Annotated in this window: 18 protein-coding genes; 8 read left to right on the top strand and 10 right to left on the bottom strand. The window is 50.9% G+C overall.

Going from position 1 to position 19,578, the window contains the following annotated elements; all coding sequences use genetic code 11:
* Positions 1–30 precede the first annotated feature (30 nt).
* The 3 genes from J2T14_RS21425 to J2T14_RS21415 all read right to left on the bottom strand — a co-directional run bounded on the left by J2T14_RS21425 (position 31) and on the right by J2T14_RS21415 (position 7,571).
* Positions 31–1,572: an FAD-dependent oxidoreductase gene (locus J2T14_RS21425; protein WP_307474015.1), complete on the bottom strand. Its 1,542-nt coding sequence runs from the start codon at positions 1,570–1,572 to the stop codon at positions 31–33.
* Positions 1,573–1,778: 206 nt separating this feature from the next.
* A complete protein-coding gene (locus J2T14_RS21420; protein WP_307474013.1) occupies positions 1,779–6,947 on the bottom strand; it encodes an endo-1,4-beta-xylanase in 5,169 nt (1,722 codons plus the stop codon).
* 417 nt (positions 6,948–7,364) lie between these two features.
* Positions 7,365–7,571 carry a DUF1657 domain-containing protein gene (locus J2T14_RS21415; RefSeq protein ID WP_235241779.1) on the bottom strand — a complete coding sequence of 69 codons (207 nt, stop codon included), beginning with the start codon at positions 7,569–7,571 and terminating at the stop codon, positions 7,365–7,367.
* A 247-nt stretch (positions 7,572–7,818) separates the two neighbouring features.
* Here J2T14_RS21415 and J2T14_RS21410 point away from each other — a divergent pair, with 247 nt between their 5' ends.
* The 6 genes from J2T14_RS21410 to J2T14_RS21385 all read left to right on the top strand — a co-directional run bounded on the left by J2T14_RS21410 (position 7,819) and on the right by J2T14_RS21385 (position 12,457).
* On the top strand, positions 7,819–8,679 hold the full coding sequence (locus J2T14_RS21410; RefSeq protein ID WP_307474010.1) for a DUF421 domain-containing protein: 861 nt from the start codon (positions 7,819–7,821) through the stop codon (positions 8,677–8,679).
* Between the two features lie 25 nt (positions 8,680–8,704).
* Positions 8,705–9,187: a stage V sporulation protein AC gene (gene spoVAC / locus J2T14_RS21405; RefSeq protein WP_307207825.1), complete on the top strand. Its 483-nt coding sequence runs from the start codon at positions 8,705–8,707 to the stop codon at positions 9,185–9,187.
* A 1-nt stretch (position 9,188) separates the two neighbouring features.
* Entirely contained in the window at positions 9,189–10,202 is a 1,014-nt protein-coding gene (gene spoVAD / locus J2T14_RS21400) for a stage V sporulation protein AD (protein WP_307474008.1), read from the top strand.
* A gap of 1 nt (position 10,203) precedes the next feature.
* Positions 10,204–10,554 (top strand): stage V sporulation protein AE, encoded by a 351-nt coding sequence (gene spoVAE / locus J2T14_RS21395; protein ID WP_307474006.1) that lies wholly within the window; start codon positions 10,204–10,206, stop codon positions 10,552–10,554.
* A gap of 300 nt (positions 10,555–10,854) precedes the next feature.
* Positions 10,855–11,604, top strand: coding sequence for a DNA-primase RepB domain-containing protein (locus J2T14_RS21390; protein WP_307474004.1), 750 nt, complete (start codon positions 10,855–10,857; stop codon positions 11,602–11,604).
* A gap of 223 nt (positions 11,605–11,827) precedes the next feature.
* On the top strand, positions 11,828–12,457 hold the full coding sequence (locus tag J2T14_RS21385; protein WP_307207834.1) for a YfbR-like 5'-deoxynucleotidase: 630 nt from the start codon (positions 11,828–11,830) through the stop codon (positions 12,455–12,457).
* A gap of 47 nt (positions 12,458–12,504) precedes the next feature.
* On the opposite strand, the gene J2T14_RS21380 is transcribed toward J2T14_RS21385, so the two are convergent.
* The 3 genes from J2T14_RS21380 to J2T14_RS21370 all read right to left on the bottom strand — a co-directional run bounded on the left by J2T14_RS21380 (position 12,505) and on the right by J2T14_RS21370 (position 14,980).
* Entirely contained in the window at positions 12,505–12,705 is a 201-nt protein-coding gene (locus J2T14_RS21380) for a twin-arginine translocase TatA/TatE family subunit (protein WP_307474002.1), read from the bottom strand.
* 51 nt (positions 12,706–12,756) lie between these two features.
* Positions 12,757–13,314, bottom strand: a complete 558-nt coding sequence (locus tag J2T14_RS21375; protein ID WP_307207837.1) for a RidA family protein — start codon at positions 13,312–13,314, stop codon at positions 12,757–12,759.
* Positions 13,315–13,375: 61 nt separating this feature from the next.
* Positions 13,376–14,980: a flavin monoamine oxidase family protein gene (locus tag J2T14_RS21370; RefSeq protein ID WP_307474000.1), complete on the bottom strand. Its 1,605-nt coding sequence runs from the start codon at positions 14,978–14,980 to the stop codon at positions 13,376–13,378.
* A 347-nt stretch (positions 14,981–15,327) separates the two neighbouring features.
* On the opposite strand from J2T14_RS21370, the gene J2T14_RS21365 reads away from it, so the two are divergent.
* Together J2T14_RS21365 and tatC are read left to right on the top strand one after the other, a co-directional pair.
* Complete coding sequence (locus J2T14_RS21365) at positions 15,328–15,573, top strand: MerR family transcriptional regulator (protein WP_307207840.1); 246 nt, start codon at positions 15,328–15,330, stop codon at positions 15,571–15,573.
* A gap of 16 nt (positions 15,574–15,589) precedes the next feature.
* A complete protein-coding gene (gene tatC, locus J2T14_RS21360; RefSeq protein WP_307473998.1) occupies positions 15,590–16,330 on the top strand; it encodes a twin-arginine translocase subunit TatC in 741 nt (246 codons plus the stop codon).
* A gap of 75 nt (positions 16,331–16,405) precedes the next feature.
* Here the strand turns inward: tatC and J2T14_RS21355 are convergent, their stop codons facing one another.
* From J2T14_RS21355 to J2T14_RS21340, 4 genes are all read right to left on the bottom strand, one after another.
* Complete coding sequence (locus tag J2T14_RS21355) at positions 16,406–17,296, bottom strand: helix-turn-helix transcriptional regulator (protein ID WP_307473996.1); 891 nt, start codon at positions 17,294–17,296, stop codon at positions 16,406–16,408.
* 309 nt (positions 17,297–17,605) lie between these two features.
* Positions 17,606–17,827 (bottom strand): DNA-binding protein, encoded by a 222-nt coding sequence (locus J2T14_RS21350; protein ID WP_307207844.1) that lies wholly within the window; start codon positions 17,825–17,827, stop codon positions 17,606–17,608.
* A gap of 361 nt (positions 17,828–18,188) precedes the next feature.
* Positions 18,189–18,470, bottom strand: a complete 282-nt coding sequence (locus tag J2T14_RS21345) for a hypothetical protein (RefSeq protein WP_307473994.1) — start codon at positions 18,468–18,470, stop codon at positions 18,189–18,191.
* A gap of 6 nt (positions 18,471–18,476) precedes the next feature.
* Complete coding sequence (locus J2T14_RS21340) at positions 18,477–19,433, bottom strand: sugar-binding transcriptional regulator (protein ID WP_307473992.1); 957 nt, start codon at positions 19,431–19,433, stop codon at positions 18,477–18,479.
* Between the last annotated feature and the right edge of the window lie 145 nt (positions 19,434–19,578).

The following is a 19,578-nucleotide window of genomic DNA, read 5'->3' as shown; positions in this document are numbered from 1 at the left end:
TACGACAAATGTCCTTTTATTTGCTGTTGTTTATCGTTCCGATGCTGCAGACAAAGACTTAAGCGGTTTTTCCGCAGGGCCTTCTATTACTTCGCCGGTAATGGAGAAGCGCGAACCGTGGCAAGGACAATCCCACGTACGGTCGCCATTGTTCCATTCGACTTCACATCCCATATGCGTGCATGTCGTATCGACAAGATAGAGCTTGCCTTCCTTATCCCGATAAGCTCCGGCCCGTTTGCCGGCAACGGTCACGACGCTGCCTTCATCTTCCGCCACTTCCTCGGGCTTCTTGCGGACGAGCTCCAGCTTGCCGGCAACGAGATGCTTGGCTACATCCACATTATCCGTAATCAGCTTGCCCACACCCGCCAATGTGATCGGCCGTGACGGGCTGAACAGCGGTGCGAACGGATTATCGCGCTCCATAATGAGATCCCGAATGAGCAAGGCCGATGTCGTTCCTGACGTCATTCCCCATTTGCGAAATCCGGTTGCGACGTAGATATTGTCCGTGCCCGACGTCAAATGCCCGATATACGGCAATTTGTCATCGGTGACCAAGTCCTGAGCCGACCAGCGATAAGCGATGCGTTCAGGCTGGAAATACTGCTCCGAGAACTGTTCCAGCTCCTCATAGTGCCGGATGGTGCAGATTCCCTGCCCCGTTTTGTGACCTTGCCCCCCAATGAGGAGCAGCTTCCCGCCGTCCGGCATATCGACCGAACGAACCGATCGTACCGGATCTTCGGCACTGATATACATCCCCCCGGGGTAATGCGCTTTTGACTGAATGCCCAGCACATACGAACGGTCGGCATGCATTCTGGCAAAATAAAGCCCAAGCGCTTCATAGAAAGGGAAATGGGTGCAGGAAACGACATGCTTGCAGGTGATGGAATGGCCGCTCAACGTCATGATTTTCGGACGACGGCCCTGCTCGACATCAACGGCGGTTGTTTGCTCATAGATTGCTCCGCCCGCCTTAACGAACGCTCCGACGAGCTCTTGCAAGTAATGCAACGGATGAAACTGAGCCTGCTTATGCATTACGATAGCGGCTTTATGCGGCACGGGCAGCTCAATATGCTCTGTATATGAGCTTGGTATGCCAAGCTTATGATAGGCTTCCATTTCGCTTTGCAGCTTGCCGATGTATGCATCCGAATCGGTAAACACATACGCATCCTGTTCCTTCAAACCGCAGCTGATGTCATATTCTTCGACCGTTTGCCTAATGAAGCTTATCGCATCGTCGGCCGCCCGGTAATACAGCTCCGCTTTCTCGATTCCAGAGCTTCGGATAAGCGGATCGTAGAATAGATCATGCTGCGCCGTAATTTTGGCGGTCGTAGACCCCGTCGTTCCATTTAGCAATCGGCCGGCTTCGATCAACGCGACCTTGAGTCCTTCCTTTGCAAGCAAATACGCCGTTGTAATGCCGGATATGCCTCCGCCAACTACGGCTGCATCGACCTCGATGCTTTGTTCCAGCGCCGGGTAAGCCGGAAGGTTTGTCGAGTCAAGCCAATACGATTTCGGATATTGAGGGAGACCAGAGGGTTTTGTCATTATTTTTGCTCCTTTATCAAGGTGTGTCCATATAAGATAAAGATTTCCCATAATGCACCTGTTTGAACCTTGCTATTTTGCAAATAAAAAACGACTGCCTCTTATTAGAAGGGAAGCAGTCACTTAGGATTGAATGCGTCGAAAGGCGCTTGGTGGTTGCAGGCAAAAAAATAGAGCGTCTCCCGAATCGGGAGACGCTCGCTAGCTTAATGGAGACCTAACGCGCGATACAGGATGACTGCGGCTTGCGCGCGAGTCAGCAGGCCGCCCGGCTGAAGCTCGCCGCCGATGCCGTTCACGATACCGGATGAGACGAGCGCCGTGACGCTGTTTTTCGCGTAATCCGCTACCGCGGAAGCATCCGTGAACCCGTCAAGGGAGCCGGCTGCTTCAAGGGGTTGCCCTGCCGCTTCGAGCGCGCGTGCCGTCAGCATCATCATTTCTTGGCGCGTGATCGGCGCGTTCGGGTTGAAACGGTCATTGCCAACGCCTTTCGCGATGCCGAGACCTTTCGCAATGCGAATCGCATCGTAGTAATAATCCGTAGCCGCTACGTCGGAGAACGCCGATCCTCCATCGCTCCGAAGCCCTAGCGCATGAACGAGCAGGAGCAGATAATCCGCGCGCTTGATGCCCGCCGCAGGCGAATAGGAGGTGCCGGACATGCCCTTAATGACGTCGCGCGCAGCCAATGCTTCGATTGCGTCTTGCGCCCATGCATAACGCCCGATATCATCGAAGCTTTTGTCTACGAAGGCAATCGCGTATGTGCTGAAGTGCGTCGTATGGAAAACGACGTTTCCGGTGTCCGCATCGTAGCGACCGTTCGGCACCGCAGTGGCTGCGCCGTTGTCATCCACATACCAAACGACAAGCTTGCCCGGTGCTTTCAGCTCTTCTGCCGTCGGCTTGTAAGGAGCGACAACCGTGACCGGAGCGTTATCGTTCTTCCATGGAACTACTTGATTGTTCACGAGCACCTGCAGGCTATACGCCGGGCGATTGCCGACCTGGCCGCGTACGGCCTCGCCCGCGTTATCCAGATTTGCCGGACCGAATACGATCGTTACCGTATCCGTCGATATATCCATGCCTGCGAGCATGCCGCCCGGCAGTTGTATGATGCCGATGTCCGTCTTAACCGAAATCACGTATTCCTCATCGGCCTTCAGAGCAGCCGTCGGCAATTCGATGGCATATCCGTTCGTTCCGGATGCCGGCTGCAGCTCGAATACGATTTCTTTCACGCCGCTGGCATTCTCGCCGGCTTTGTCCAATGCGTCGCTCAGCCTTTCGTTGCCGATCGTGCCAAGTGCGCGTCCGCCGGATGAAGTCGTAGGCACAACCTTGTCGTTCGAAGGATTGCCGCCAGGATCGCCGGCGTTGCCCGTGTTGCCTGAAGGCGCATTGCCGGTCCGCTTCGATACGACGGCAGACAGAGGCGACACCCGACCATCCGCATGAACCGCCGAAATTTTGTAGTAATAAGTTGTGGATGCAAGCAGATTCGAATCGTTGTAAACCTCCGCTTCAATGATCGCACCGTTCTGCTTCACGAACGGACCGGTTTCAGACAACGCACGGTAAACGTTGTATCCGATCGCTTCGTAAACGGCGTCCCAATTGACTTCAAAAGCTTTGTAGGACTTTGCTCGGATCTTTACATTTATCGGCGGATTCAGCCCTATATCGCCGCCATTCGCGAACGTAAGCACGCCGAACTTGGACGTGTCCTGGTAGGATTGACCCGAAGGGTCGGCCCAATTCGCAACGCTGTCTCTCGTGCCGTCGCCGTCTTCGTCATTATTGACCTGGATGTCGAAGCCGATGACGCTGCCTGCCGCCGGCGTAATCGTATCCAGCGAGATAGCCGCTTCTAAGACGTAACCTACGCCGGGTACGATCTTCGTTGCCGACGCGTAGTTGTCTTGGGAAGCGTGGCCGCCTACCGTCTTCACATTATTGAAGTTAATCCGGTACTGGCCGTCGTCGCTTTGGTAAGATGACGATTTTCCGTTATTTTGATCGACGAATATTTCTACGGAATCCTCTTCCCACGCATTCGCGCTTTCATCGCTGAGCGCCGTATCGGTTATCACCGCATAGATGTAGAGGTTTTCTTCGTCCCACAACGTTTTGAACTTGGCGGTCGATCCGCTTGTTCCTTCTACCCATAATGCCGTTTCCAGCTCGGATGCGCTTGCCCATGCCACATCCTCTTCCCCATCGATGAGCGGGGTGCCCTTCGCCGCCGGTGCCGATTTGGGAGAACCGATCAGCGTCAGGGAGCCGTAGCCGGCCGTATCTTGATGCTGCATGTTTCTTTGATCGCTCCATGATACGATTGCGCCGTTCTGGCCATGCTCCGAGCCGTCTTGAGCGCCCCCGGTCGTCACGCGGATGTCGAAGTACAACTGCTTGCCGAGCGTATTTCCGCTAAGCGGAATGGCAGCCTCGACCACGTAACCGCCTGATTTCTCCGCGACTTGGTTCGATGCTTGACGAAGGATTTCATATTTCGCGAAGCCTTCGTTCTCTTTTACGAATAACTCCACTTTATCCTCGTTTGTCTTATTGCCGTCTTGGACCTCTGCGAGGATATACAAATAGTTATCATCCCACAGCGTTTTGAAGCTTGCGCCGAAGGCGCTCGTTCTTTCCGTTTCCATCGCGGCAACGTTATTCCAAACCGCATCCGTAAGCCCATCGATAGCAGGAGTGCCTTGCGCGGCGCTGCCTGCCTTTGTAACGATCGGCAGCTTGGAAGGAATGATCTCCTTCACCGCTTCGACCATACCCCAATAAGCATACTTCGCTTGATGGCGTTTATCGAACGGGAATGGCGCGTCTTGACGAGTGGTGCCGCGATTATGAAGCCACGTATGGTCGTCCGCGAGACCCCAGATCGTTACGTTGCTGATCCAGCCATCCGGATTGTAAGCCGGCGTGCCAGAATCGGCATTTTTCCCGATCTCATCAAGCTTCACCAATTCCTCGAACAACTCCTTGTAACGATAACCTTGTTTGACAAGGATATCTTCAGGGATTGGATCGTAGGCGGTGCTGTTATTCGTATAAACGGAGATATCGAGCTCCGTCAGCTGGTTGTCGAAGCCCGCTTCGCCGAACTTCCGGATCGAGTCCGAAATTTGCTGGATCGAAGGTCCGCTCACGTTAATGTGCGTTTGGTGACCCACGCCGTCGATCGGCACGCCTTCCGCTTTAAGCTTAGTGACGAGATCGAACAAGAAATCGCGTTTTTGCGGATTATGCGTGCTGTAATCGTTGATGTACAGCTTCGCGGTCGGATCTGCCTTACGCGCCTCTTCGAACGCGACGCGGATAAAGTCCAAGCCGGTAATACGGTACCAGTAGCTGTCCCGCATGCCGTCCGGACGGCCTTCGTCGATGATCTCGTTCACGACGTCATAGGAATCGGCCGCGTCCGCATACTTCGCGACGACCGTCGATATATACGTTCGAAGGCGGGAAAGCACGAGCTCCTTATTCGTTTCATTCGCTTCAAGCCAGTTGCCCTGCGCATCCTGTAGCATCCAGTCGGCGCCCTGCTGATGCCACAACAACGTGTGGAACCGGAGCTGCATATTGTTGTCCTTCGCGTACTTCACTATGGCGTCCGCGCCCCCATAATTGTACGTACCCTCTGTCCCGTTAATCGATGCCGGCTTCATGGAGTTTTCGGCTACGATCGAGTTGTAATGCTTCTTAAGCAATTGATCCGCAGTGCCGGCGAACTGAGCCGGTTCTACCGCGGCGCCGATCTCGAAATAATCGCCGTACAGATCCTTCAAGCCGTCCAGCTCGGTCTGGATCGGCAGCGTTCCTTCGACCGGCCCGACATAGGTTAACGCAAAATCGTCCATATAGAACGTTCTTGGCTCGCCGTTGTCGTCCGCTGTCTCTACGTATGCGTTCAAGACGGTCGGTTTCGTTCTGAGCGTGAACTTGCCCGACAGCTGTACCCAATCCGCATCCGTTACCGTTGCATTGGAGGATACGTTCGTGAACGTGCTATCGCCGGATTGCACGCTGAGACGCAGCCTTGTCGGTTCTTCGCCCGGCGCCATCTTCACCCACGCCGACAACGTATATTCGTAGTTTTTGTGCATCTTGCCGAGAACGTTCAGGAGCGGTCCGTCATATTGTGCGGAAGCCATCGTCAGCAAGCTGCCCGTCCCCCCGCTCGTATGGTTGTCGGCCGAGGATACTTCAATTCCTCCATCGCCGTTTCTTCGTACCCAGTCGCCTTGACCGTCTTCGAAGCCGGTTGCGATGCCCGTTTGATCAAGCGTGCTCGGATCCGGGTCGGGCTCGACTTGGCCAGGAGTCACATCCTCAATGACAAACTCATCGATGTAAATATCGGCCGTGGAAGCAGCCGATTCTACATAAAGAAGCAACTCCGTCGCGCCGGTCGGAAGCATATAGCCCGTTTTGCTAAACGTTGTCCAATCCGTGCTCGTTACCGTCTGCTCCCCCATGATCCAATCGAACGTCTCTCCGATCTTCGACGTCACATGGAGCTTGTCGGAGCCTTCGCCCAATCTCACTTTAAGCGAAATATCGTACAAGCGGTCCTGCTGCAAATAGCTGAAAATATTAATGCTCGGGCTTGCGTCCTTAGCTGCGCGGCCTGAGAATCGGAGCGAGTGGCTGCCTGCCGATGCCTGGTCCGAAGAAATAGCTGCGATGCCCGATCCGCCCCATGAGAGCGGTTGCCATCCGCCTATGCTGCCATCCTCGAAATTTTGACTCAATACCGTCCTGCCCGCCGGCTCTTCAGGATCTGTTACCGGCAGCGCGACCAGCTTTGCTTTGAAGGTATCGATGTAATATGAAACCGTGGCATCGCCGGGAGCTTGCACATATAATTGATACCTTGCCGCTCTAGGGTCCAAGGTGATATTCCCTTTGATCTCCACCCAGTCATCTGCGGTGACCTGCTCCGATTTAACGGTTTTATACGCCTCCGGATCGTCTGCCGGCAAGCCGGTTTGTTTGACGGTCAGCTCCAGCGCGGCTGCGCCGGTCGTACCTTCAAGCAGCTTGGCATATACCGAGAACTCGTAGGTAGCTCCTTTTTCCAACGTATCCAAATACGCACCGGGACCGTTCCAGTTCGAGGTTCGCCCCGTCGTTTTCAGACTGCCTGCCCCGCTTTGCGCGGTGTCTGTTGATTGCGCGACCGTCTCCGTGCCACGCTTGAACCAGTCGTCCGTGCCTATGTCAAAATCGCCGGCAAGCACCGTATCTCCAACCGAAGCCGCTTGGGCGGTTCCTGCGGTCCAAGCCTGCGGCAGCAACAAGGCAACCGCGAGCAGCAAGGATAAGTAAACCTTAAACTTCCTTCCCATTCCACTTTTCCCCCTTAAGCATTAATGTTAAAAAGGTCCAATAAACGACTTCCCCATAAAAGATAAGCGCTTTCATAAATCAAAATGGCAGCGCTTCCCCATTACCATCGTAATCCGAATTCCATTATCGGATAACCCTAAAAACTATAGGCGTTCCTAAGAAAATTTATACAGATTTAGATATTCTCGAGCCTCAAAGTAAAAAAACGGCGGCGCAGGTACCCGAATCGTTCGCCATTGCATTCACTTTCCGGCATAGATAAACCCAGACCGCATGCGGCCTGGGTTTTCATGATTTTGATAACGCTTAAAGTTACTGCAAAAATCCAACATAGCAGCCAGAGGTTAGCCGTACACGAACAAAGGGGCTGTCCCTAAGCCAATAATGGCTTTTGGGACAGCCCCGTTTCATCGTTCTTAGAAACCTTTATATTGCGGTTCTTCATTTTCTAACTGTTGTACGCGGCCTTCGACTTGCTGCAAAATTTGTTGCGTTTGCTCGGCTGCGTTTGTGAAAAGAGTTTTTGCTTCTTGATTTTGCGTGCTCAAAGCGAATTGTTCCAAGCTGGCCTGAGCGCTTTTCAATGAAGCTACGCATGTTTTGACTTGGGAAGCTACTGTCATTTTATCCACCTCCTTAACAGGTTAATGAAAATGCAAACGAAAATAATGCTCAAACCTATCCCAAATACCTAGCTTAATATATCTCGATTTTTCGAAATCATACGCCGAGGAGAGAGGTATTTTCCGCTGAAACAAGCAAAAGGTTTCTTTTTATGAATAGAAAGACGGGGAACTGGAGATCTTGCATATATACTAATTACCATCAAGTGGAAATTAAAAAGCTGTCAGGAAAAAGGGGACCTTGAGAATGCCAGATTGGTTACTTATTGCTTTACGGACATTGTTGGCGATTGTCATTCTATTTGGAATGACTAAGCTATTAGGGAAAAGGCAAGTTTCCCAGCTTTCTTTTTTTGAATACATAACCGGAATCACGATCGGAAGCTTAGCTGCCTATATTTCGTTGGATTTGGACGCGAGATGGTATTTGGGTATCGTTTCCTTATCTGTTTGGGTAGCCGTTACTTTGGGGATCGAATTTTTGCAACTCAAGAGTAAAAAAGCAAGGGATTTTATCGATAGCAGATCAACTGTGCTGATTAAAGACGGAAAAATCATGGAGGAAAATCTGAAGAAGGAACGGCTTACGACCGACGAGCTGATGGAACAACTCAGGAAAAAAAATATATTCCAAGCGGCGAATGTTGAATTTGCGGTAATGGAACCAAGCGGAGACATCAACGTCTTGCTAACGAAAGAAAATCAACCTCTAACACCAAAGCACCTAGGCATCAAAGTCGCCCCCGAACAGGAACCGCAGACGGTGATCATGGACGGAAAGATCATGGATGAACCTCTCGCTACGATCGGACTCAGCCGTGAATGGCTGAATACGGAACTCGAAACGATAGGCGTCGCGATAGAAAATGTGTTCCTTGGCCAGGTAGACTCTTACGGCCAGTTATATGTCGACTTGTTCGACGATCAGATTGTTGTTCCTAAGCCTCAGAAGAAAGCTTCTTTGCTGGCCACTTTAAAAAAATGCGAAGCGGATCTCGAAATGTTCAGTCTGTCCACGAGAGCGCCAAAAGCAAAGAAAATGTACGAAGAATGCGCAAAAGATTTGGAACGAGTCATCGAGGAAATCAAACCGCTGCTCATTCGCTAGATAAGACGAAACAGGAGGAAGAATGATGGCCAATAACAAGAAGAAAAAAGCAACGCCGGTCCAACAGGAGTATCAAAAACTCGCCAAACAGATCGAACCGAAACGTCCCATATTCAAAAACTGTTTGCGTGCATTTCTTTCGGGGGGAGCGATTTGCGTAATTGGACAAGCGATTCAGGAAATGTTTGTTCATTGGGGCGGCTTTGACGAGAAAAAAGCATCCAATCCCACTGTGGCCGTGCTAATTCTTATTTCGGTTATTTTAACGAGTCTCGGCGTTTACGACAAAATCGCGCAATGGGCGGGTGCCGGTTCGGCGGTTCCCGTTACCGGCTTCGCGAATTCAATGGCATCCGCCGCTATTGAACATCGCAGCGAAGGCCTGGTTTTGGGAGTCGGCGGGAAAATGTTCAAACTTGCCGGTCCGGTTATTGTCTTCGGAACAGTAGCGGCTTTTTTTGTGGGGATCGTCACGTTCGTGTTTAAAGGCACCGGAGGAGGACATTGATATGCTAAAGGGGCATCAGAGCTGGATCTTTGAAAATAAACCGGTTATTCGCTCATCGGCTACGGTGGTCGGCCCATTCGAAGGCAGAGGTCCCCTTGCCAACGATTTTGATATCATCCATGGCGACTCCATGTTGGATGAAGACAGCTGGGAAAAAGCGGAGAAGGTTCTGATCGAAGAAGCAGCACAACTGGCTATCGAAAACGCAGGATTAACCAAGGAGCAGGTCCAATTCTATATCGGCGGCGATTTGATGAATCAAATCATCAGCAGCAGCTTCGCCGCCCGTACGCTGACGATCCCCTATCTCGGCGTGTTTGGCGCCTGTTCAACCTCAATGGAAAGCCTGGCTCTTGCGTCCGCTCTCGTCAATGGCGGGGCAGCGAAATTCATACTGGCCGGGACCTGCAGTCACAATGCAAGCGTAGAGAAGCAGTTTCGGTATCCAACGGAATACGGCTCGCAAAAACCTCCGACTGCCCAATATACCGTGACGGGCGCCGGCGCGGTGATCGTATCGCAAGAAGGCGAAGGCCCTGTCGTCACGTCGGCGACCATTGGACGGGTCATCGATATGGGAATCACGGATCCGTTTAATATGGGGGCCGCTATGGCACCCGCTGCGGTTGACACTATTCAAGCTCATTTTCGGGATTTGCAAATAGAGCCCGGCTATTACGATCTGATCGTGACAGGCGATCTTGCCAAAGTAGGCTATGAGATTGCCTGCAAATTGTTTGAAAAACACAATATACCCATGCATCAAACGGAGTATTCCGACTGCGGCATGATGATTTACGACTATGAAAAACAGATGGTTCAGTCAGGGGCAAGCGGTTGCGGATGTTCGGCCGTTGTCACTTACGGTCATTTATTGAACCGCATGCGTAAGGGAGAAATCAAGCGCATGCTTGTTGTCGCGACAGGGGCGCTCTTATCGCCGCTTTCGTTTCAACAAGGCGAGAGCATTCCTTGTATCGCGCATGCCGTAGCGATCGAAGCAGGAGGAATCTGATATGATTTTTTTATGGGCCTTTCTCGTAGGCGGCGCCATTTGCGTCTTCGGACAAATATGTTTTGATGCATTCAAGCTGACACCAGCCCATACCATGACGTTGCTCGTTGTACTTGGGGCAATCGCGGATGGACTTGGCTTGTATGATCCGCTCGTTCAATTTGCCGGTGCCGGCGCTTCCGTTCCTATCACTAGCTTCGGTAACGCGCTGGTTCACGGCGCTTTGGAAGAATTGCAGAAGGACGGATGGATCGGAGTCATTACCGGAATATTCAAGGTCACCAGCGCGGGTATTTCGGCAGCCATTATTTTCTCCTTTTTGGCAGCCTTAATGGTGAAGCCAAAAGGATAAGGCAAAAAACTCTTTTTTCTTTAAAAAAACCCGCTAACCACATGGATGATCCACATGGCTAGCGGGAATTTCTGTTTAAAGTCTTATTAAAAAAGGCGCTTTAGTCTACACTTGCCATCTTTCGTCTGAATATAATTGTGTTGAATAAAAACGGAGCTCTATGCTTACTAAACCTAGAATAGGGATGTGGTTTTTAGTTTAATGATGACGAAATCGGACAATTATTCCAAATTGCTACACAAGAGCTCCAGCCAGGCACAACTATTTATGAAGAAATTAGGCTGCAAGGAGAACGAACGATTGCATTTTATTTTGGTGCATGACGTTAAACCCAGCAATAGCCATAGCCATAGCGCTGCCGCTAGCCGTAATCCGGTAATTATGCTGCAGAAGCCGTTAAGGCTCGTAGAGAAACTCGTTCCCCAAATCAAGCTCGTGTCCAGCCGCAACAAGCCCGTACATTTGCTAAGCCATAACGCAAGAGGTTATGCGGTATTTATGGAAATTAACTACAGAGAAACACCGAATAGCCCTTTCCGAAAAATCAGAGCGCAATTTATCGATGTCGATCTTAACAAGATTTCAGCGACGTGCAGTACGAAGGAAGAGGCGATTCGGAAAATCAAATCGATAAAAGCGAACCCCTCCGAACAGATTCAATCGATCACCGTCAAACGAACCAAACATGGCCAATACCGGCTTGTAGTCCATCGGACAAGACGGAAAATCGCGCAGTTGAAGAAGCAATTTCTTAACAAGCACGGGAACCTCGTTAAACATGCGATGATCGTCGAAACGAGCAACGGCTATCATATTTATTGGGCGCTTAGAGACGGAGCCGTAAGCAAATTCGTTCCGATCCAAAAAGCATTAGCGCAAAAATTCAATTCTGATCCGCTAATCACAAATCTAGCAAGAGTCATGCGGATACCCGGCTTCTACCATATGAAGGATCCAAACACCCCTTTTATGGTTCGGGTCGTTCAGTGGGGAAGGAAAAAACGGTTCACTCAGGAAGAGCTCATCCGCACCTTTCGTTTGGAGCCATAGCTAAAAACCCGACCTGGATAGGTCGGGTTTTTCTCCATCTGCTATTTTTGTTCCATGATTCCGTTGAGCAATAATTAAACCATGCCGATTAACGGAAATAGGGGGATAATTTTTACCGAACATGGTTAACCTCTATAACCAAATGAAATTAATCGTCCATTAACAAATGAGCACTATACTAACCGTATAGTCGCACCTTACATAGGGGAAGGAATGGTATGTCGTGGGAATTCATACGTACTTTCAATCGCTTAACGATCTCGAACGTATTATTCGTTGCCCGGGAAAATTCAAGTTCGAGGAGCACAGCGTATCCGCCCACTCCTGGAAGGTTGTCCAATACGCCAAAACCTTGGCGGACATCGAAGAAAGCAATGGCGTCACGATCGACTGGAAGAAGCTTTACGAAATTACGAGTAGCCATGATTACGGTGAAATCTTTATCGGGGATATCAAAACACCGGTCAAGCATTCCTCGCTAGAGCTTCGCGGCATGCTGCAGCAGGTAGAGGAAGGCATGATTGCTCTCTTTATTGAGGAGAATATTCCAGAGGAGTTTAAGCCGATCTTCTTCAGACAGCTGCGCGAGGGGAAGGACGAAACGGTTGAAGGCCGTATTCTCGAGGTGGCCGACAAGCTCGACCAGATCTATGAAGCGTTTGCCGAACTTCGGAAAGGCAATACAGAGAAGGAATTTGTCGTCATGTACCGTTCTGCCATTATCAAGATCAAAGGAATCAGGCTGCATTGCGTCGATTATTTCCTTGAGCGCATCCTGCCCGATATGGTCAGCGAAGGGTCTAATTCTCCAATCGACATTGCCAGCATAACGAATGAAGCGCTAGCCACATAGGGCTAGCGCTTTTTTGGAGACAAGCATACCTCAAAATATTCGCCGACTCAGCCTTTGCCGGCAGCTTCCTTCGGCATTTCGATGACATCGTCCTTCGAGTCGGAGACCAGCTCCTTCGCCGACGATTTGAACTCATGCAGCGTCCGGCCGACCGCGCGGCCGAGCTCCGGCAGTTTCGAAGGTCCGAATATAATGAGCACGACGACCAAAATCATTAGCAATCCCGGGAATCCGATATTTTGCAGCATACGAACATTTCCCCTTCCTAGCCTTTGTTGGATCGGGCTGCTGCCCGTCGGTCAATCCTGGTTATGCGGAGTCGGGTAAGCCGCGACCGCCTCGATCTCGATCAGCCAATCGGCGTTGACGAGTCCGGCGACCCCGACCGTCGAACGGGCCGGCTTGACCGGATTTTCTTTTGTGTTAAAAAACTTCGCGTATGCGTTAAACCAACCCGTATAGTCGAACTTGCCTTGAAGCGCCGCATCCGGCGTGACGTAAACGCGCAGATAAACGACATCTTTCAGCGACAGCCCTTGGTCCGTCAGCTGTTTCTCAATATTCTTCATGATGCCTTCCGCTTGCTTCTCCGTATTTCCGTAACGTTCGTAGACGGTTGCGCCATCCTTGTTCAGCAGAGGCGGTACCGTACCGCTCGTGGAGAACGTCGCGGATTTGCCCGGGAGCGCTACCGCGCTTGCGATGGACGAGCTGGGACTGCCGTAAAATTCGGGCTCGTGCATCGGCGTTAACGGGAATTTGTTCGGCGTTACCGTGCTTGCGTACACGGATGCACCGATGAAACAGGACAGAATCGCTGTCCCGATCAAAACTTTGACATTGCGATTGATCGCCATAGGTATGGATCCCTCCAACTTATTAATAGGTATAATTGCCTCGCCCTAGCGGATTCCCTGCCTACTCCTTCATGACTCGTTGACTGATGTCGGTCACGACTGCCCTGGCCGATTCGATGCCGCCCGCCATCCATGCCGTGACGTAGCTAATATGTTCGCCGGCCAAGTACACTCTGCGGTCGGGCTTGCAGAGCGTAGGATAGACGGTCTTCCGCTGGTCGCCGGAATAACCTACCCAGCCCCCTTCGTTATACTTGATCTTCTTCCAATCGACGGAGAACGAAGCTTCGAATTCCTTGTGGTATTGCGGATGTATCTTCGCACCCTGGTTCAGCGCATGCGCTTCGCGCTCCTGGAACGTCATCCCGCCAAGCTTGTCCGCGTTGCCGCCGAACGCATAATAGCCGAGCAACAGCCCTTTCTTCTGCATATAGCCGGTAGGAGGATAATAGATGGACGAGATATCCATGTTCGTTAGCGTGTTGCCGCCGTAAATTTGCTCGTCTTCCTCCCAGAAGCGCCGCTTGAATTGAAGGCCGATCTTGCCCGCGGAAGCGTAGCCGACGCTTTCGATCGCATTCTTCATGTCCGGCGAGAAGTCCGCCTTGATTTTCTTCAAGACCGGCAAAGGGATCGTGCAGATGCAATAATCGCCTTCTACATTCTGGTATTCGCCTGTGGCCAAATTTCTGTACGTGACCGCGACGCCCTTCTCGCTCTGCTTGATCTCCGACACTTCGGAATGAAAGCGAATCTTGCCCTTAAGCCGTTTCTCGAAAGCCATCGGAATGGCATCTATGCCGCCTACCGGGTGGAACATCATCATCTGCTGGTCGTAGCTGTATTCGCTGCTCAGATAGTTGCCGAAGCCGGAATTCAGGATCGCCTTCATGCTGAATGGATCGCGTATAACGCCGGCATCCAGGCGAGCGCCCGGCTCGTCCTTATAGCCGCCCCTCGACGAGCCCTTGTAGAACAGATCCGCGTCCAATCCGCCTTCCGAACGCAAGTAGGCGACCAGCTTCTCTTTCTCGTCAGCCGTCAGCGGCATATCCAGCGCGTTCTGATTCACGGCCTTCGCCATCAGCTCGCTGACGTATCCACGCACGTCGGCCTTCGCCTCGCGTTTGCGAACCTTCTTGCCGGAGAGCTCCCCGACGTTCTCGTTATAGTAATACGCATGGTCGTTCACGTTGTTGAACGGCTCGATCGGAATGCCGAACTTGCGAATATATTCCATGGTGACGTGGAACTGCGGTATCCGCATCGGGCCTGCGTTCAGGTACAGCCCGTCGGAGAATCTCGCAACCTGCTTCGCTCCTCCGATTTCGGCTACCGTCGTGCCGCGGCGCACCGACCAGATTCGTCCTCCCGATCGTGCCCGGGCTTCCAGAATGGTGCAATCGAATCCGGCTTGGCCAAGCTCGTAAGCCGCCGTCATGCCTGCGATGCCCGCCCCGAGTATGACGACTTTTTTGCCACCGCGGCCGCTCATCGACAGCTCGTTTTTGTCTGGCGGCTCGTAATCCGCCGCTTTCAACGTCTCGGGCGACAATAACCCGAGCGTGCCCATGACGCTGAATACCGCAGCGCCGCCTCCGAGCTTCCCTACCGTACCTAGAAACTGGCGCCTCGACATCTCGCTTGGCGTTTTGCTAGATTCCATTCGTCTCCACTCCCATTCTTCAGCATCGAAGTGCTTTGTCCACCACACAACGACAAGATAGCATAGGCGAAGCGGAAGTTTCTATTTTTGTGTAAGGAATTCTGACATAGAATATTTTTGGCATCTTGCGGAACTTCGATAAACTTTGCGAATATAGGCTAATTTAACTAGAAATCGAACCCATTATATGCCAAATTACAAATCACTAGTTCATGAAGATCATTGTCTTTTGTGAATCGGCTTGCTAAAATCTCTTGCATACGAATGTAGATGTCATATTACCTATCGTCAATCTATCGCAAAAGTCATTCTTCCGGTATCCATTTATCGATCTAGGAGGCGAAGCAATGAGTTACAAAGTGATGAGCATTGGTATGGTTAGACAATTGACGGGCTTAACGGAGAGGCAAATCCGATACTACGAGGATCGCCAACTGATATTTCCGGATCGCACCTCCGGCGGCGCGAGGAAGTTTTCGTTCGAGGACGTGGAGCGGTTAAAGGAGATTCACCGAAAGCTAAGAGACGGATTCCATACATTCGAGCTTCGCAAAGCGATCATGTCCGAAACCGCTCATTCGATCAAAACATAGAGAGGAGAATGGGATAATGGGAAATTCGGTTCTTATGTCTTTTTTGGAGCACTTGGCCCAGCTGCGCAAACAACTCATTATTATCGCCGTCGTCTTCGCCGCATGCATGGCCCTCGGGCTGTTCGCCGCGCCTTACATTTTCGACGCGATCAAGAGCGCGCCCCCGGCTTCGCGGATGGAATGGAACACCTTCTCGCCTTTCGACGGCGTGCGCATTTATATGATCATAGCCATGGTCTTCGCCTTGACGCTAACGGTGCCCGTTGCGCTGGCCCTCATCTGGAGCTTCGTGAAAAAGGGGCTGTATCCTCACGAACGGGCCGCAACGATCCGTTATATCCCATACAGCGTCATCTGTTTCGTCGCTGGAGTCTGCTTCGGCTACTTCGTCGTCTTGCCGATGAGCTTCTCCTTCGTCAACAAAATTTCGGAGAATCTGAATTTGACCGAAACGTACGGCGTTGCCGAATACTTCGCGTTCATGTTGAACATCGTTCTCCCGATCGCCGCGGCCTTCGAGCTGCCGATCATCGTCATGTTCCTCACCAGGATCGGGCTGCTCACGCCGGATCGCCTCAAGCGCTCGCGCCGCTACGCGTATTTGATTCTGGTCGTCGTCTCCAACCTGATGACGCCGCCCGACATCGTCTCGGATTTCCTCCTTCTGATTCCGCTCATCGCCTTATTCGAGATCAGCGTTTGGTTGTCCGGAACCGTCTACCGCAAACGAATGTCCGCGGCGCCGGGCGCAGCTTAGGCTGCTAAGCGAATAACAAGAAAAAGAAGGTGCCCCTAAAGCCTATGGCTTTCGAAACACCTTCTTTTCCGTATCTTAACTATATTCGAAATCAAGATTAGCCGGCTCGATCGGCATTTGATCATCCGAATCTTGACCTGTCGTCGGCGTTTTCTCGTCGACTTCTTCAAACCGGAATTGATCGCCCCATACTTTGCCTTCGCCGCTCAACAACACCCCAAATGCGATGGCATGACTATGCTCGGAAACGTCCAGTACGACAGAGTACAGCTTCCAATCCTGCGTCCCTTGTATCGGTCTATTCTGCATATTATCGAACTGCAGGAGATCGCCGTTTTTGCGGTCGACCCGCATCCACAGGCCTGACCAGCCTTTTACATCCTCTGCTTTCACAAACGCCGTCAATCGCACTCTTTTGCCAAGATAACGTTCTGCACTGAACATTTGCATGAGGGTAGCAAACCCTTCAGCACGGACTTTGACCGAATGAAGCTTTACGGATGCAGTTCCGGAATGCACCTCTTTTTTGTCGAGCGCGATCTCATAGTCTTCCACGCGATTCCCCGTAACCGACCAGCCTTGCGGAATAGTTTGACGACTCATATCCATCTTCTCCTTCTTAATGAGCGATTTGGAATAGGTGCGATAGTGACCCGGCGTAACGCCATACCTCTTTTTGAAAGCTCTCGTAAACGCTTCTTGCGATTGAAAATGGTACTTAAGCGCAATATCCAGAATGCCGAAATTCGTATGCACAAGTTCCGCAGCAGACTTCGTTAAACGGCGGTCGCGAATATAATTGGCCGCCGTCGTCCCTATTATTGAAGTAAATATGCGATAGAAATGCCGCTGCGAAAACCTGCCTTCCCGCGCCACATCGTCAGGCCCAATCGATTGCGTCAGATGCCTCTCTATATAAGCTAGCGATTGATTGACCGATTTTCTGTGCGTCGTATCGTCGCCCACTGCAACCACCCTCCTTGTTTATAAATTATCATACCGCAAGAAGGACGTTTTGATCTTTTTTGCCATGTTTATGATTTCCTGGTTGGTGGAGGCTATTATAGTTGAATCCCGTTTGAAAGGATTATATTTCTTCGCGATTTGATTCAGTTGCTCCGACATGCAATGAACCTCTTCAATAAATACCGAATCCATGTCGTCTAATATTCATGTCCGATAACAAAGCAAAGAGAGTACCTCATGCGGTACTCCCTCTCAGGTTTAACAATTTAGCTCCTCATCGGTGCTAGCTCTATATTCACAATCGTATTATTACTTTACTAGCTCATCTATTTCACTCTTCAATAAAAGGTACCTGTGAACGCTTCTCATGATCGGCACTTTGGTTAGACTGCTTTTGTCTGCATAGGTTTTCATTTGATCTTTGGAAAGACCTAACAAGCTGCCTGCTTCCGTAACCGTTAACACGATTTCATTGCTTGTAGCATTAAAGGTTTTTTTCACTTTAAGATTCCAGTCTTCGAATTCATTCATAGATCGGCGCAACCTTCCTCTTCTTAGCCAACAACTTTCTTGACTTCATACTTCTATTATAACAGAAGTTCAGGTCATTTCCTAAACCAATCTGTAATAACTGTCATGGTCCTCCTTCGGATTCGGGGCTAAGCAGCTTCAGATAAAGAAGCAATTGAAGAACTTGCCGGTGAAAGGCCTATCTTTTCGATTACGGCAATAGTGAAGCACGGTCACTTATTGTCAATTCCCCCGATCCTTTCGATACTGCCGATCTTAATATCTCTCCGCCAGGTAAAGTTTTCTCAAAGATCTTGTCCCAGCCACTTTGCATTACCAAAACCCATCCATCGCGTCTTAAAAACTCTCCAAATCACTCCAACTAGGCATGGAACATGCGTGCTACCGATTCAATGTCTTCTTCCAGAAGAACACGTCCATACCGACCATCTTCATCTTGTTCATATTCGAAAGTCAACTCATACACAGACAGCAATTCCTTCATTTGCTGCTTCGAGAATGCCATTATAACATCTCTGTTCCGCTTAATGGCTTGAGGCTTCTCCCTCACAATGGTGTCAATAAACCCACCGAAATTAGCTCTAACTTCAGTAGCGTTCAGAACTGTTTGCATTCTGCGTGCCCGGCCGGTTTTTAGCACCATTCCCTGTCACGTTTCCCGCTCCAGCAAATACCGGGCCGTAAATTGGTCCGTAATCAGAACGTTCGCGTACCCTCCGCTCAGCGCGCCAAAGATGCCGTCAACCTTCTTCGCTCCGCCGGCAACGAGAATAGATTGCTCCTTCTGCTTCAGCTCGTCCAAACTGATGCCGATCGTCCGCTGATCCAGCTCCTCCGAGCATATAGCGCCGGTCGTGTCGATATAACGAGAGCAGATGTCGCCGGCTCCTTTGGCCCGAATGATGTCCAGTTCCTCCTCGGTAAAATAGTTCGCCCGAATCAAAACCGAATCCTCGGACGGCGCGCCTACCGTCACAACGGCGATATTAGACTGTTTGCCCAGCTCCAAAATGTTGCGGATATGGCGGTCCTTCTCGATCGTCTGCTTCACGATCTTGTGATCGACCAGAGCCGGCAGCGGGATGAAGTATGGCATCGTGTGGAACGCTTTGCCGAATAAGTGAACGACTTCATACGCATACGTATTCGTCTCTGAATGGCTCACGCCTCCGTTCAATTGCACGACCTTGACGTCACGGACAGGCTTGTCCTTCAGATGAAGCGCCACTTGATACAGCGTCGTCCCCCAAGTCGCGGCGATAATATCGCCATTCTTGACCGTATCGTATAAATAATGGGCCGCCGCCTCGCCGATATACTTTTTGACGACGCCGTCCTCGTAATGCGGCACCGACACGATCACCGCTCTCTTCAGTCCGAACTTCGCCTCCAGCCTTACCGCAAGAGCGCCGTTGTTCTCCCCCGGGTGGACGATCTTGATTTGCACGTATCCCTCTTCCTTCGCCTGCTGCAAGAACCTCGAGATGGTCGGCCGCGATACGCCAAGCTTCCGGGCAATTTCCTCTTGATTTTGATTCAATTCATAATACAGTCTTGCCGCATCTATCATTTTGCTAACCTTGTCTTCCGATCGCTCATCCGCCATTAGCACCCAACTCTTCTCAACATGATTCGCTATTTTTCTACGTACTTGCGTATTCGAAAACAGGCAATATACAAGCTTAATGCAATTTTAATACTATATATAGCAAAAACCCACAACCTCGTGCACGTGCGGTTGTGGGTTTTCA

The sequence above is a fragment of the Paenibacillus harenae genome, from assembly GCF_030812415.1.
Lineage (GTDB): Bacteria > Bacillota > Bacilli > Paenibacillales > Paenibacillaceae > Pristimantibacillus > Pristimantibacillus harenae_A.
The sequence above is the reverse complement of the archived record's forward strand: the minus strand, read 5'-3'. Positions and strand labels throughout refer to the sequence as shown.

Bases quoted from the DNA above. Each gene is read 5' to 3' on its own strand.
- J2T14_RS21410 (WP_307474010.1), top strand. From the start codon at position 7,819: ATGCCAGATTGGTTACTTATTGCTTTACGGACATTGTTGGCGATTGTC.
- J2T14_RS21380 (WP_307474002.1), bottom strand. From the start codon at position 12,705: ATGCTGCAAAATATCGGATTCCCGGGATTGCTAATGATTTTGGTCGTC.
- J2T14_RS21370 (WP_307474000.1), bottom strand. From the start codon at position 14,980: ATGGAATCTAGCAAAACGCCAAGCGAGATGTCGAGGCGCCAGTTTCTA.
- tatC (WP_307473998.1), top strand. From the start codon at position 15,590: ATGGGAAATTCGGTTCTTATGTCTTTTTTGGAGCACTTGGCCCAGCTG.
- J2T14_RS21420 (WP_307474013.1), bottom strand. From the start codon at position 6,947: ATGGGAAGGAAGTTTAAGGTTTACTTATCCTTGCTGCTCGCGGTTGCC.
- J2T14_RS21365 (WP_307207840.1), top strand. From the start codon at position 15,328: ATGAGTTACAAAGTGATGAGCATTGGTATGGTTAGACAATTGACGGGC.
- spoVAC (WP_307207825.1), top strand. From the start codon at position 8,705: ATGGCCAATAACAAGAAGAAAAAAGCAACGCCGGTCCAACAGGAGTAT.
- spoVAD (WP_307474008.1), top strand. From the start codon at position 9,189: ATGCTAAAGGGGCATCAGAGCTGGATCTTTGAAAATAAACCGGTTATT.
- spoVAE (WP_307474006.1), top strand. From the start codon at position 10,204: ATGATTTTTTTATGGGCCTTTCTCGTAGGCGGCGCCATTTGCGTCTTC.
- J2T14_RS21345 (WP_307473994.1), bottom strand. From the start codon at position 18,470: ATGGTGCTAAAAACCGGCCGGGCACGCAGAATGCAAACAGTTCTGAAC.
- J2T14_RS21425 (WP_307474015.1), bottom strand. From the start codon at position 1,572: ATGACAAAACCCTCTGGTCTCCCTCAATATCCGAAATCGTATTGGCTT.
- J2T14_RS21415 (WP_235241779.1), bottom strand. From the start codon at position 7,571: ATGACAGTAGCTTCCCAAGTCAAAACATGCGTAGCTTCATTGAAAAGC.
- J2T14_RS21340 (WP_307473992.1), bottom strand. From the start codon at position 19,433: ATGGCGGATGAGCGATCGGAAGACAAGGTTAGCAAAATGATAGATGCG.
- J2T14_RS21350 (WP_307207844.1), bottom strand. From the start codon at position 17,827: ATGAATGAATTCGAAGACTGGAATCTTAAAGTGAAAAAAACCTTTAAT.
- J2T14_RS21375 (WP_307207837.1), bottom strand. From the start codon at position 13,314: ATGGCGATCAATCGCAATGTCAAAGTTTTGATCGGGACAGCGATTCTG.